This window comes from Mesorhizobium sp. BAC0120, assembly GCF_033542235.1.
Lineage (GTDB): Bacteria > Pseudomonadota > Alphaproteobacteria > Rhizobiales > Rhizobiaceae > JAWRCU01.
In genome coordinates this window covers 306,604-319,146 of the sequence record NZ_JAWRCU010000001.1, presented here as the reverse complement: position 1 = coordinate 319,146, position 12,543 = coordinate 306,604, and the positions used below count along the sequence as shown (strand labels likewise).

12 protein-coding genes and 1 pseudogene are annotated in these 12,543 nt (G+C 61.5%); 8 read left to right on the top strand and 5 right to left on the bottom strand.

Translation table 11 applies throughout. The annotated features are described in order from the left end of the window. The first annotated feature begins 22 nt into the window (after nt 1-22). Nucleotides 23-409, top strand: coding sequence for an SgcJ/EcaC family oxidoreductase (locus tag SAZ10_RS01455; RefSeq protein WP_318607379.1), 387 nt, complete (start codon nt 23-25; stop codon nt 407-409). 141 nt (nt 410-550) lie between these two features. Here SAZ10_RS01455 and SAZ10_RS01450 read toward each other — a convergent pair whose 3' ends face one another. Continuing rightward, complete coding sequence (locus SAZ10_RS01450; RefSeq protein WP_318607378.1) at nt 551-1,105, bottom strand: histidine phosphatase family protein; 555 nt, start codon at nt 1,103-1,105, stop codon at nt 551-553. 252 nt (nt 1,106-1,357) lie between these two features. Here SAZ10_RS01450 and SAZ10_RS01445 point away from each other — a divergent pair, with 252 nt between their 5' ends. Then, nucleotides 1,358-2,308 carry an AEC family transporter gene (locus SAZ10_RS01445; RefSeq protein ID WP_318607377.1) on the top strand — a complete coding sequence of 317 codons (951 nt, stop codon included), beginning with the start codon at nt 1,358-1,360 and terminating at the stop codon, nt 2,306-2,308. A 12-nt stretch (nt 2,309-2,320) separates the two neighbouring features. Next, complete coding sequence (locus SAZ10_RS01440) at nt 2,321-2,896, top strand: histidine phosphatase family protein (RefSeq protein ID WP_318607376.1); 576 nt, start codon at nt 2,321-2,323, stop codon at nt 2,894-2,896. A gap of 6 nt (nt 2,897-2,902) precedes the next feature. Here the strand turns inward: SAZ10_RS01440 and SAZ10_RS01435 are convergent. Then, nucleotides 2,903-3,830 (bottom strand): annotated as a pseudogene (locus SAZ10_RS01435) (LysR substrate-binding domain-containing protein). Nucleotides 3,831-3,927: 97 nt separating this feature from the next. On the opposite strand from SAZ10_RS01435, the gene SAZ10_RS01430 reads away from it, so the two are divergent. The 5 genes from SAZ10_RS01430 (at nt 3,928) to SAZ10_RS01410 (ending at nt 9,352) form a co-directional block, all read left to right on the top strand. After that, nucleotides 3,928-4,815 carry an NmrA/HSCARG family protein gene (locus tag SAZ10_RS01430; RefSeq protein ID WP_318607375.1) on the top strand — a complete coding sequence of 296 codons (888 nt, stop codon included), beginning with the start codon at nt 3,928-3,930 and terminating at the stop codon, nt 4,813-4,815. A 169-nt stretch (nt 4,816-4,984) separates the two neighbouring features. Next, a complete protein-coding gene (locus SAZ10_RS01425) occupies nt 4,985-5,542 on the top strand; it encodes a heme NO-binding domain-containing protein (protein ID WP_318607374.1) in 558 nt (185 codons plus the stop codon). Then, nucleotides 5,535-7,256 carry a response regulator gene (locus SAZ10_RS01420; RefSeq protein ID WP_318607373.1) on the top strand — a complete coding sequence of 574 codons (1,722 nt, stop codon included), beginning with the start codon at nt 5,535-5,537 and terminating at the stop codon, nt 7,254-7,256. The genes SAZ10_RS01425 and SAZ10_RS01420 overlap by 8 nt, the downstream gene beginning before the upstream one ends. Before the next feature lie 9 nt (nt 7,257-7,265). Beyond that, on the top strand, nt 7,266-7,634 hold the full coding sequence (locus SAZ10_RS01415) for a response regulator (RefSeq protein WP_318607372.1): 369 nt from the start codon (nt 7,266-7,268) through the stop codon (nt 7,632-7,634). 101 nt (nt 7,635-7,735) lie between these two features. Next, a complete protein-coding gene (locus SAZ10_RS01410) occupies nt 7,736-9,352 on the top strand; it encodes an adenylate/guanylate cyclase domain-containing protein (protein WP_318607371.1) in 1,617 nt (538 codons plus the stop codon). 97 nt (nt 9,353-9,449) lie between these two features. Here the strand turns inward: SAZ10_RS01410 and SAZ10_RS01405 are convergent, their stop codons facing one another. From SAZ10_RS01405 to SAZ10_RS01395, 3 genes are all read right to left on the bottom strand, one after another. Then, a complete protein-coding gene (locus SAZ10_RS01405) occupies nt 9,450-10,271 on the bottom strand; it encodes a carbohydrate ABC transporter permease (protein WP_318607370.1) in 822 nt (273 codons plus the stop codon). A 7-nt stretch (nt 10,272-10,278) separates the two neighbouring features. After that, a complete protein-coding gene (locus SAZ10_RS01400) occupies nt 10,279-11,145 on the bottom strand; it encodes a sugar ABC transporter permease (RefSeq protein WP_318607369.1) in 867 nt (288 codons plus the stop codon). Between the two features lie 74 nt (nt 11,146-11,219). Then, nucleotides 11,220-12,533 carry an extracellular solute-binding protein gene (locus SAZ10_RS01395; RefSeq protein ID WP_412535150.1) on the bottom strand — a complete coding sequence of 438 codons (1,314 nt, stop codon included), beginning with the start codon at nt 12,531-12,533 and terminating at the stop codon, nt 11,220-11,222. Nucleotides 12,534-12,543 lie beyond the last annotated feature (10 nt).

Below are 12,543 nucleotides of genomic sequence, written 5' to 3'. Positions count from 1 at the left end.
GTATCGACAGGAGAGTTTCGACATGACCGATGACGAGCGGGCTATCCGCGAATTGGTCAAAACCTGGTTCGAAGCGAGCCACTCGGGCGACCTGCAGACCGTGCTCGACCTAATGACGGACGATGCAATCTTCCTGGTTCCAGGAGCCGAACCGTTCGGCAAGAAGGTCTTCGCGGCCGCCTTCAACGGCATGAAGGGCGTCCTCATCGAGAGCAAGAGCGACATCCAGGAAATCCAGATCTTCGGCGACTGGGCGTATTTTCGCAGCCATATCGACATGACGGCGACGGCGCCCGGCGGCACACCCGCGCGGCGGTCGGGCTATGCGCTGACCATCATGCGCAAGGAGCCGGACGGCCGCTGGCGGCTCGCGCGCGACGCTAACCTGCTGACGGCGAGGGACGTGTAACTGCCCGGTCGCGCGGACATGCACCCGCGGCGGCAAAGCTGACGGGCGAATCGCCGGCAAAGTTTTCCAGAACAGGCCAGGACCGGGCGTCAGCGGCGGATGTCGCGACTATCCTACACGCCTCAGCAGCTGGGCAGGCCTTCAATCGAAGATGACCCGCCCCAGAACGCGCAACTTGTCGCCGTCGGCGCGGACGATCACCGCCTCGCCCTCGCGGGGCGACACGCCCGTCAACGCCTCGATGTTCTCCTTGTGGGTGATCATCACGAGGTTGCCTGAGCCCGAGAAGGATTTCACACGCTCGACGATCTCGGCCTCCTGTGCAGACGCCAGCTTTGGGTCGGCGGGCAGGGGGTCGAGCGCTTCGAAAGTCTCGGGCTTCATGTCGTCAAAGGCATACTGGGCGGTCTCCAGGCAACGGCAGTAGCGGCTCGACAGGACCTTCTCGGTTGGGGCTGCCCGGACAGAAAGGAGCACGCCGAGCCGATCGGCCTGCTGGCGGCCTCTCTCGGTCAAGTTGCGCTGGGTGGAGCAGTTGTCGACGTTGACATTGGCAGGGTCGCTCCCCCCACCGGCCATTGCGTGGCGAAGGAGCACTACGTATCCGCCCTCGCGCAGCAGCGCCCAACCGGCCTCGGTGGCCGTGGCCGGCGAACACAGAAGCGCCGCAGCGACGATCAAAAGAATACGGAGCATCAACCCTCCCTTAGAGCAGGATGAATCGCAGCAGAGCCATTCTGCTCTAACGCCTTGTTATTCCGCATGCTCTTGCCCGAAAAGTCTGGAACTTTTCGGGATCATGCCCCGAAGCGCGGCATATAGGGATGGGAAAGCGGCAAGAAAAACAAGCAGGCGCTCTCAGATCGGGCACTCGTTGCCGGATGCGAGCGGGGAGGGGATCGCCGGGCGAGGATTGCCGGCCGTGGCGGGCTCGCATATCAGGCGACAATGTCTCCGCTCACAGAAACGGTTCTCCTCGTATTCGGGCTCATCGCGGTCGGCTACGTCGCCGGCTGGAGCGGCTATCTGAAAGCGGAGATCGGCGAAGCGCTCTCGCAATTCGCCGTCGGCGTGGCCGTTCCGCTGCTTCTCTTCCGCACGATGGTCGACGCGGATTTCCACGGCGCCGCACCCTGGCGGCTGTGGGCAGCCTATTTCTCGGCGGTGATCGTCGCCTGGGCCGTGGGACACCTGGTGACCACACGGATTTTCGGACGCGATCGTGCAGCCGGCATCGTCGGCGGGGTGGCTGCGGCATTTTCGAATACCGTGCTGGTCGGAATACCTTTCGTCCTCGGTGTCTATGGGCAGGACGGCATCAATGTCCTCTCGCTGATCGTCTCGATCCACCTGCCGACCATGATGATGGCTTCCGTCATCCTGTTCGAGCTGTTCGGGCGCGAAAGCGGAAAGCTGGACCCGCCGCTGGTGCTGCTCTCCGGCTTCTTGCGCAAGATCCTCGCCAACCCACTGATCATCGGCATATTGTTCGGGCTCGCCTGGCGCTTCACGGGCCTGCCGCTCCCACATCTTGCCGTGCGCTTCGTCGACTCACTTGCCGGCATTGCCGGACCGCTGGCGCTGTTTGCGGTCGGGCTCGGGCTGCGCAGGTTCGGCATTTCTGGAAACGTGCAGCTTGCGGTCGTCCTGTCGCTACTGAAGCTTTTCCTGATGCCGGCGGCGACGCTCGGCTTCGCCTGGCTGTTCGGCCTCCCTCCGCTTTCGGCCAAGGTGGCCGTCGCCACCGCCGCGCTGCCAGCAGGCATCAACACCTATTTGATCGCGGTTCAGCTCGGCACCGGCCAGGCGCTCACCTCGAACCAGATGACCATCTCGACGGCTTTCGCGGTGATCAGCTGCGCGTTCTGGCTTTCCATTGCGGAGATGGTGTTCGGCTGAGGGCTTGACCAAATGATCTATCTGCTTCGCCATGGGGAGACGGTCTGGAATACAGCCGGCCGTTTTCAAGGACAGATGGACTCGCCCCTGACCCTGCGCGGAATCGAACAAGCCGATCAACTCGGAAGGCTTCTGGCGCGCAAAATCTTGGGGATTGAATCGCAATTCGAGGTGCAGGTGAGCCCTCTGGGACGGGCACAGCAGACGGCCGAGCGTATTACACGCTCAATTCAACTGCCGTCCAAGGATGAGGCTCGTCTCATGGAGGTAACGCTTGGCTCCTGGGACGGCATGACGCATTTCGAAATCGACATGGAATATCCCGGCGCCCTGCAAGGAGCGGACGGCTTCGATTGGTATTTCCGATCGCCCGATGGTGAAACTTTTGACGACGTTTGCGATCGCGCGAAAGGATGGCTTGCTGATATTTCCCAGCCAACAATCGCAATCTCTCACGGGCTGTTGGGGAGAATATTGCGCGGCCTCTATATGGGGCTGTCCCGGCGAGCAATGCTGGAGCTGCCCGTCCCACAGAACGGATTCTATCGACTTGCAGACAGGCAGGTGGATTTCATCGAGTTGGAATAAACAGGCTCAGCCAAGCTGGTCGATGGTTGCCCGCTCCATGGAATGTCCTGCGCCGCTTAATCGCTCGGTTGCAAGATCGATGAACACCTTGACCAGGGGCGAAAGATGCCGGCTGCTTGGATATACGGCATAAAGGCCTCCTACCGGCGTCGTATAGTCGCATAGAATGCGGTGCAACTGTCCCTCCCGGATAGACGCCTCCGCGGTGCGATAAGGCAATTGGGCGATGCCGTAACCGGCGATCGCGGCGGCAATCACGGCTTGCATCTCGTTTGCGGCAAAGCGTCCAGAGACAATCACCGTTTCCTGGCCATGCGGCCCGTCCAGTACCCACTGAACGCCAGTGGCCGACGGGCCCGCGATGACGCAGCGATGACGAGCGAGGTGCGCCGGCCCTTCCGGGACGCCATACCGCGCAAGATTAGTCCGGGCTGGCACACAAGATCCTGTGCGTGGAGCCGAGCTTGCGGGCGATCAGGGTGGAGTCGGGAAGGATTCCGGTGCGGAAAGCGAGATCGATTCCGTTCTCGACCAGATTGAGCCTGTCATCCGTGAGGCGCAGCTCGACCTTGGTTTTCGGGTAGACCGCAAGAAAATCGAACACGGTGGTCGTCAGGAAGTAACCGCCAAAGCCGACAGGAGCCGAAATGCGAATGGTGCCCCAGGGCTCGGCGCTTGCTTGCGCGAGCTGTAGATTCGCATCTTCGATCGTCCGCAGCGCCTGGCTGCTCTGGTCGTAATAGAGACGTCCTGCATCCGTTACGCTGAGGCTGCGCGTCGTGCGCTGCAGCAGTCGCACACCAACCTCCCGCTCGAGCGCGGCAACGCGGCGGCTAACCGTCGTTTTGGGAATGCCGAGCAGGCGTGCGGCGGCCGTGAAACTGCCGGCCTCAACGACACGAGCGAACACCATGATATCGTTGAGATCGAACATTGTGCCGGTTTTCGGGACGATGTTTCCCAATTATAGCTCATTATGGATCAATGCTGCAGTCCCTAACTTTGCTTCATCGGAAACAAGGAGCAAAGGCATGAGCACAAAACGAAGCGTTCTGGTTACCGGCGCTACCGGCCAGCAAGGAGGAGCAGTAGCGCAGGCATTGCTGTCCAAGGGACATGTCGTCAAGGCGCTCACCCGCAAGCCGGAGAGCACCGCTGCACGGCACCTGGCGTCGGCCGGCGCCCAAGTCGTGGTCGGCGATCTCGGTGACGCAGCCTCCATTATCAGGGCTGCAGCCGGCGTCGATACCATGTTCCTGATGGGCAACAGCTATGAAGCCGGCTGCGAGGCCGAGACCAGTCAGGGGATCATTGCCGCCGATGCGGCGAAGTCCGCCGGCGTCGGGCATCTGATCTACTCGTCCGTCGGCGACGCCAACAAGAAGACGGGCATCCCGCATTTCGAAAGCAAATATCTCGTCGAGGAGCACATCACCGGCCTTGGCATCCCCTATACGATCAGCGCGCCGGTCGCCTTCATGGAGAACATCGTCGCGGCATGGTCGATCGGCGCCCTGCGCCAGGGCACATACGCCTTTGCACTGCCGCCGAGGCGCGTCCTCCAGCTGATAGGCCTGGCGGACATCGGGGCCTTCGTCACCGCGCTCGTAGAGCGGCGCGATCAGGTCTTCGGAAAACGCTTCGATATCGCCGGGGACGAATTGTCGGGCGAGGAGCAAGCGAAGATCCTGTCACAAGCCATCGGCCGGACGATCAACTATCAGGAAATCCCGATCGCTGCGGCTCGCCGGCAAAGCGAGGATGCCGCGCGCATGTTCGAATGGTTCGACCGCTGCGGTTACGATGCCGATATCGCCGCGTTGCATCGCGAATTTCCGGAGGTCCGCTGGCACAGTTTCGCTGATTGGGCACGCGAATTCGACTGGAGGATTCTGGAAGGAGGAACCTCTGCCGTCTGAGGCGTGTGCTGAGCCGGTTATTCGATCAGTGTCGCAGCGCAGCAGTTACTTGCCCTTCCAACGGAAGATAATCGGTGGCATTCTGCCCATCGGGCGATGGCAAGGCCCCCGGTCACTACGGGACCTGAAGGGATGATGTCGATTCTGCAGAGCAGAGGACGATCAGACCATGAAGGGAATTGTCTTCACAGAGTTCCTCGAGATGGTCGAGGAAAAGTTCTCGCCCGAAATCGTCGACCGCATCGTTGATGGGGCTAAACTTGCCTCCGGGGGAGTCTACACGTCGGTCGGCACATACGACCACGCGGAGATGATAAGGCTTGTATCCTGTCTCAGCAAGGAAACGGGCATTCCAACTTCCGAATTAATGAAGGTATTCGGCGAGCATCTATTCGGTAGATTTTCCGTGTTGTATCCAAGATACTTTGAAGGAACGAATTCGTCCTTCAGTTTTCTCGAAAATGTAGAGAGCTACATACATGTGGAGGTGCGCAAGCTCTACCCCGAGGCCGAGCTGCCCAGTTTCAGCTGTGATGCGTCCGAACCCGGACACCTGCGTCTCACATATCAGTCCACTCGACCGTTCGCGCCCCTTGCAGAGGGCTTGATCCGCGGCTGCCTCGCTCATTTCGGCGAGAACGCCGATCTCCAGATTGAAGACCTTTCCGCCGGTGCGGGGACAGCGGCACGGTTCGTCGTCACCCAACGAGACGCTCGGCGTGAGTAGTATCGAGCAACTAGAGCGTCGCCTGGAACGGGAGAGACAGGCGCGAAAGGCTGCGGAGGCGATTGCCGAGGAGAAGACGCGCGAGATTTACGACGCGAACGTCCGTCTGCAACAGCTCAACAATCGTCTGGAAGAGCTTGTAGGTCAGCGCACCACCGAGCTTGCCGCCGCTCGTGACGAGGCCATCAGGGCAAGCAAGGCGAAATCGGACTTCCTCGCCAGCATGAGCCACGAGCTCAGAACGCCACTGAACGCGATTATCGGCTACAGCGAGATCCTCCTCGAAGAGTCTGAGGATCTGGTGCCGTCCGAGCTTAGGCCCGATCTCGAAAAGATACGCGGCGCGGGCAGGAACCTGCTCGGCCTGATCAACGACATACTCGACCTGTCGAAGATCGAGGCAGGCAAGATGGACGTGTTCCTGGAGAGCTTCGACGTAGTCGCCCTGCTCGATGAGGTAGGAGCCACCGTCGAACCTCTGATAGCGAAGAACGGCAACGCTTTGACGGTGAATTGCGAGGCGCAGCTTGGGATGCTGCGTTCTGACCCAATCAAGGTTCGGCAAATCCTGCTCAACCTGCTCAGCAACGCCGCGAAGTTCACGACCAAGGGGCGGATAACGCTCACGGCAAGGCGGAGGGGTCTGAGCGGCGGCGACGGAGTAGAGTTCGAGGTCACGGACAAGGGGATCGGGATGACACCGGACCAGCTGACCGGGCTGTTTCGGCCGTTCAGCCAGGCGGATGCGTCTACGACCCGGAAATATGGCGGGACAGGACTAGGGCTGGCGATTACCCGGCATTTCTGCCGCATGCTCGGCGGCGACGTAACCGTGGACAGCACATTCGGCGAAGGCTCGACGTTCAAGGTTACCGTTCCGGATATCGATTCCGATACTGCCCTCGCGGCGCCGCAGCCGGTTTGGGAGCACCGTGTCGTCGGCACTGTGCTGGTGGTGGAGGATGGGCGTGAAGCAACCAAATCGCTTGCCGGGCCGCTGACCCAGGAGGGCTATCGGGTGATCACGGCCGGCGGTGGCGCGGATGGTTTGCGGCTGGCGCGGGAGGGTACACCCGACGCGATCATCCTCGACGTGGTCAATCCGGAATTCGATGGCTGGGAAATCCTGCGGTTGCTCAAAACCGACACGGATCTCTGCGATATTCCGGTCATCCTGGTGACCGTGCTGGACGACCGTGACATGGGGTTCGCGCTCGGAGCCGCGGAGCACCTCACCAAACCGATCAATCCCAAGGAGTTGCTGAGGCTGCTGGCCCGCGTCCAGCGCCCGGAGGTCGCGCCGGACGTCCTCGTAGTGGATGACGACCAGTCGACGCGCGCGATGCTGCGCCGGATGCTGGTCAAGGAGGGCTGGAGGGTGCGCGAGGCGGCCAACGGCGCCGAGGGTCTGGAGCAGCTCGCGCGGGCAGTGCCGGCTGTGATGCTGCTTGACCTCATGATGCCCGAGGTGGATGGCTTCGAGGTTTTGCGGGCGGTGCGACAGGCCGCAGCCTGGCGCGACATTCCCGTCGTCATCGTGACGTCCAAGGATCTGACCAGGGACGAGCTCGAGTGGTTGCGTGGTCATGCCATGGACGTATTTCAGAAAGGGGCCTACAGTCGCGCAGAACTCATCGCGACCGTGCGTGCCATGGTCGATGCCGCGCGTGTCGCGTCCTCCCGGATGGTGCCGCCTGGCCGGGGCGGGGGATGAGAGCCTGCCATGGCGAAGATCCTTCTGATCGAGGATAACGAGCTGAACAGGGACATGCTGTCCCGACGGCTGGTTCGGCACGGCTACGACGTTCTGGTCGCCTATGACGGCGCGAGCGGTGTGGAAATGACTGGGACGGAGCTCCCGGATCTCGTGCTCATGGACATGAGCCTGCCCGTCCTTGACGGATGGGAGGCGGCCCAGCGCCTCAAGGCCAATCCAGAGACCCGCTCGATCCCTGTCATCGCTCTTACCGCTCACGCGATGACGGCGGACCGGGAGAGGGCGCTGGCTGCGGGATGCGACGATTACGACACCAAGCCGATCGAGCTGCCACGGCTCCTGGAGAAAATGCAACGCCTGCTGGCCCGGCGGTGATCGTTGGTTCAGTGCAGCGGACCGAAAACTGCGCAGCGGCTTTCGGCAAATCCGATGCGCCGACAAAAGATAAAGCGTTAGGGAGCGAGAAAGACCGGCTGATGGCGCGCACCAGGGTCGATGCGGAATTCAAGCGGCGCGCCTCCCTTGCCATCATATGGCAGGATCTGGTGATGCCGGTTCGAGCGATCCTCGGTTACCAGGAAATCATCGTCGAGGAGGGACAGCGCCTTCGGCTCGACGACGTGCTCCCGTATCTCGACCAGGTTCTTATCGCCGCCGGCATGCTCAGCGACCTCGTCGACCGGATCCTCGAGATCAAGGCAGACGCGGAAACAGGCGGGGACGATCCGGATAGCTTCCAGGCAAAACTCCGGCACGATTTGCGCACGTCGCTCAACGCGATCATCGGTTACAGCGAGATGGTGATCGAGGATCTGGACCGCTCCATCGGCGCAGATGCGTTGCGGCCTGATCTCGAAAGGCTGCTGGTCGAGGCGCGGCAGCTGCTCAATCGGATCGACGCAATCGTGGATCTCAGTCGAGGCGATACGGCTCGCGCTGACATCGCCGAAAGCCAACCGGCTGCTGCAGCCGAGGCAGCTATCGTCAGCCTCCTTCATTCGCTCCGCCCGGACGAAAGTTCGCCGAAGCACAATGAGGCCGGGCGCATACTCGTGGTGGACGACAACAGCACCAACCGCGACCTGCTCAACCGCCGCCTGATGCATGAGGGTCATGAGGTCGTGGGAGCCAGCTCAGGTCTGGAAGCATTGTCCATCCTGGAGCAGGATCGGTTCGACTTGATCCTGCTCGATCTGCTGATGCCCGACATGAACGGCATCGAGGTCCTGGAACGGCTGAAGGCGGATGAACGATGGCACTCCATTCCGGTCATCATGATTTCGGGGCTCAGCGAGACGGATGCCGTCATCCGCTGTATCGAGGCAGGCGCGGACGACTATTTGCCGAAACCTTTCAATCACATATTGCTGCGCGCCCGTATCAACGCCTGCCTGGATCGCAAGCGCTGGCATGACAGGGAGCAGGAATATCTGGCCCAACTCGAAGCCGAGAAGGAGCGCTCGGAGGCCTTACTGCGCAATATCCTTCCGAGCCCGGTCGTAGCGCGCCTCAACGCGGGCGAGACGCTCATCGCCGACCGGTTCGAGAATGTTTCCATTCTTTTCGCCGACCTTGTCGAGTTCACACCAGCGGCGGCGCTGATCACACCATCCCGGCTGGTGGAGCGCCTCAACAGAGTGTTCTCCCAATTCGATATGCTCGCCCTTCGGCTCGGGGTGGAGAAGATCAAGACGATTGGCGACGCCTATATGGCGGCGACAGGACTCCCGGAGCCGCAGCCCGACCACACGGATCTGATCGCGCAGTTCGGGCTCGGCATGCTGACGGTGTTGGAGCAAATCAACGGCACAACCCACGACAGCCCGCTTCGGATTCGAGTTGGCATCCACACAGGACCCGTGGTTGCGGGAATCATCGGTCACCACAAGTTCATCTATGATGTGTGGGGCGACACGGTGAACGTGGCGAGCCGGCTCGAGGCAAACAGCTTGCCCGGCCGGATCCAGGTCTCAGAAGCAGCGCGCAGAGCTCTCGCGGGTCGATACAGTTTCGAGTCGCGAGGGCGGATCAATCTGAAGGGAAGGGGAGGTATAGAAGCCTTCCTTCTGATCCCACCGGTTGTTCAGGGCTAGAGCGGCGTGCGTTCAAATTGAACCACCACGCCACTCTATCTGTTTGTTTGCGCATCGGATTCGTCCGAAAACCGCTTCGCACTTTTCGGCCGATGCGCTAGCCTTTCACGGCGCCCCCGATCATGGAACTGCTGATCTTGCGGTACATGACGAGGCCGAGCAGCATCGGCGGAAGCGCGCCGATCATCATGACGGCCGCCGCTACGCCCCATTGCACGCCGCCCGCGCTGGTGGCGAAGAAGAAGGAGGCGCCGACCGTCACCGGCACGGCCTTGGATGTCGTCAGGATCAGTCCGAACAAGAATTCGTTCCAGGCAGTGATGAAGCCGAAGATCAGGCTCGTAGCGATGGCGGGCCGGCAAACCGGCGCGATGATCCTGAGAAGTATGCCCGTTCGACTGGCGCCGTCCATCCGGGCCGCCTCGTCGAGATCGACCGGTACGTCGGAGATCGCGTTCACCAGGATCACCAGCACCAGAGGGACGTTGACGACGGCGAGCACAAGGCCGAGGCCGAGCCGCGTGTCGAGCAGGTTCAGCCACTGGAACATCATGTAGATCGGAATTGCGAAGATGATGAGTGGCACGGCGCGAAGGTTCACGATCAAGGGGAGCAGAGTCCGCTCGCCGAACCGGCCACGAACCATGGCATAGGCGGTGGGAAGCGCCAGCAGCACGGCAATTCCGGTCCCGATGGCGGCAGCGATCAAGCTGTTGGCGAGATAGAGAAATATGTTCAGCCGCTCCGAGACCTGCAGAACCGCAAGATAGCTTTCGAGCGTTGGCGCTTTGACCAGAAGGCCGGGATTGGTCGAAAGCTCGCGGGCGCTCTTGAACGACGTCACCAGCGTGACGATGACCGGGAAGTTCATCGCGAAAGCCGCGAGCGCGAAGACGATCCAGCGGACAAGGTTGAGCATGGTTACTTCACTTCCTCTTACGCCGGGCGAGGGCATTGAGGCCGTAGAGCACGGCAAAAGAGGCGAGAAAGAGCAGGACGGACGCTGCCACCGCCTTGCCGATGGTCCCTTGCTTGAAGAAAGCCTCATAGATGTAGATCGACAGCGACGCCGTGGCGCCGCCCGCGCCGCTGCCGGTCAGCACATAGACATTGTCGAAGACGCGAAAGCCGTCGATGAAGCGGATCAGCAGCGCAACGGCGAGTGTGGGCACCATCAGCGGCAGCTCGATCATCCGGAAACGCTGGAACGCGCCGGCGCCATCGATGGCGGCTGCTTCGCGCAGGTGTTCCGGGATCGCATGATAGGCCATGTGGAACAGCAGGAAGGCGAAGGGCGTCCATTGCAGCGTTTCGACGGCAATGAGCGTCCAGAAAGCCGAATTGGGGCCGAGAAAGGACGGACTGTCGCCGAACCACTGCCACAGATAATAGGGCACTGGTCCCGCAAATTCGTGCAGGACCAGCCGATACATGAGGCCCATCAGCGCCGGCGCTACCATCATGGGCATCATGAGAATGGCGAGAGGCCAGCTTCGGTTTTTGAAGAGCGGCGCGAGGAAGACTGCCAGGAACAGGCCGAGGCCGCATTCCAGCAGCGCCGTCAGCAGACCGAAACGCAGCGAAAACCAGTTGGCGCGCCAGAAGTCCGGATCCTGCAGCACGGCCGCGAAATTGCCGAAGCCCGAGAGGACGGGGCTGCGCAGCGTGGCGAAACTGATCTCTGAAACGGAATAGACAAGATTCACAATCGCCGGGAAGCCGAGGCTCAGAAGCAGAAAGGCCACCAATGGGGTGGCCAGCAGAGTCCATTCAGTGCGTTCGGAGAGCTGCACGTTTTTAAAAGCGCCTGTTTCGTATCGGGCAAGGGGCCCCTTGGCGGATGACCCGCCAAGGGGATTTGCTGCTGCTACTTGAGAAGATCGGTCATGCCTTTCTTCACATTGGCCAGCGCTGTATCGATGTCTTGCTGGCCCGACCAGTAGCCGGTGAATTCCTTGGCTTGCAGCTCATAGATAGCGAGCGCGTTGGCCGAGGCGCCGCCATTCATGACATAGCCGTAGGCGCCGGCATATTCGCCAAGCTGCACCAGATCCGGCCGCTTGTCGGCAATCTCAGCCACGGCTTTCGGGGCAAGCGCCGGCGCCCCGCCGTTGCGCGCATAGTCGAGAGCTGCCTCCTTGGTCGAGAGCCAGGAGAGGAACGCCTTCGCACCCTCCTTGTTGGGGGCGTTCTTGTTCAGACCCAGGCCGAGGCCGTGGATATGCGTCTTGCGGCCCTCCGGGCCCGCCGGGGGAGCCATCGTCTTCGTCACTTCTGCCACTGTGGGCGACTTCTGCGGATCGGTCAGGTCGGTAGCCGCCGCATTCCATTGCAGCATGGCCGCCACCTGTCCCGAGGCGAAGGCGGCATTGGCTTCAGCGAATTCGTAGGAGAGCGAGTCGCGCGGCGTCGCCCCGGCGTCGTAGAGCAGCTTGTAGAGCTCCAGCCCTTTGCGGAAGGCATCAGAGTCGATCGTGATATTGCCCTGTGCATCCTTCCAGTCGCCACCATAGGAGCGCGGTATCGACTGCCAGACCATGATGTTGAACAGCAGGTTCTTCAGCTGCAGCACGGTGCCGTAGCGTGTCGGGCTGTCGGGATTCACGGACTTGGTGAAATAGAGCGCTGTCGCAGCGAAATCGTCCCAGGTCCAGTCGTCCGGGTTCTTCGGCTGAAGAGCCTTGCCCAGATGCTTCTCAGAAATCTCGGCATAGCGCGCCTTGGCGGCATCGTCGCTCATCAAGGCGTCGATCAGGTCCTTGCGGTAATACATGAAATGCAGCGAGAGGTCGGTGGGCACGCCATACTGCTTGCCGTCGAACTGCATCGTTGAGAGCACTGCCGGGCCGAATAGCTCGCCGGCCCCGTCGGAAAGGGTCACCGGCTCCATGAAAGGCGCGTAGCGGCCGATGGAATAGGTGGCGAGCAGGTTGATGTCGAAGGCATTGGAACCTGCCGCAAGATCGGCCTGCAGCTTGTCCCAGAAACCGTCACGGTTGAAGAAGAGGAGCTTGACCTTGTTCTCCGCCGCAACATCCGGCCTGGCGTTGTAGACGTCGGCGACGGCACGGAGCGCAGTCTCCTCCGGCCCGCCGGGCCAGCCGAGCACGGTGACGTCAGCCTGGGCGCCGCCCAGCATCAGTCCGCCGACGAAAACGGAGCCGAGAAGGCGCATTGCCATCTTGAAAGCT

Excerpts from the sequence above, each read along its gene's own strand:
- SAZ10_RS01455 (WP_318607379.1), top strand. The coding sequence starts at position 23 with ATGACCGATGACGAGCGGGCTATCCGCGAATTGGTCAAAACCTGGTTC.
- SAZ10_RS01450 (WP_318607378.1), bottom strand. The coding sequence starts at position 1,105 with ATGCTCCGTATTCTTTTGATCGTCGCTGCGGCGCTTCTGTGTTCGCCG.
- SAZ10_RS01445 (WP_318607377.1), top strand. The coding sequence starts at position 1,358 with ATGTCTCCGCTCACAGAAACGGTTCTCCTCGTATTCGGGCTCATCGCG.
- SAZ10_RS01440 (WP_318607376.1), top strand. The coding sequence starts at position 2,321 with ATGATCTATCTGCTTCGCCATGGGGAGACGGTCTGGAATACAGCCGGC.
- SAZ10_RS01430 (WP_318607375.1), top strand. The coding sequence starts at position 3,928 with ATGAGCACAAAACGAAGCGTTCTGGTTACCGGCGCTACCGGCCAGCAA.
- SAZ10_RS01425 (WP_318607374.1), top strand. The coding sequence starts at position 4,985 with ATGAAGGGAATTGTCTTCACAGAGTTCCTCGAGATGGTCGAGGAAAAG.
- SAZ10_RS01415 (WP_318607372.1), top strand. The coding sequence starts at position 7,266 with ATGGCGAAGATCCTTCTGATCGAGGATAACGAGCTGAACAGGGACATG.
- SAZ10_RS01410 (WP_318607371.1), top strand. The coding sequence starts at position 7,736 with ATGGCGCGCACCAGGGTCGATGCGGAATTCAAGCGGCGCGCCTCCCTT.
- SAZ10_RS01405 (WP_318607370.1), bottom strand. The coding sequence starts at position 10,271 with ATGCTCAACCTTGTCCGCTGGATCGTCTTCGCGCTCGCGGCTTTCGCG.
- SAZ10_RS01395 (WP_412535150.1), bottom strand. The coding sequence starts at position 12,533 with ATGGCAATGCGCCTTCTCGGCTCCGTTTTCGTCGGCGGACTGATGCTG.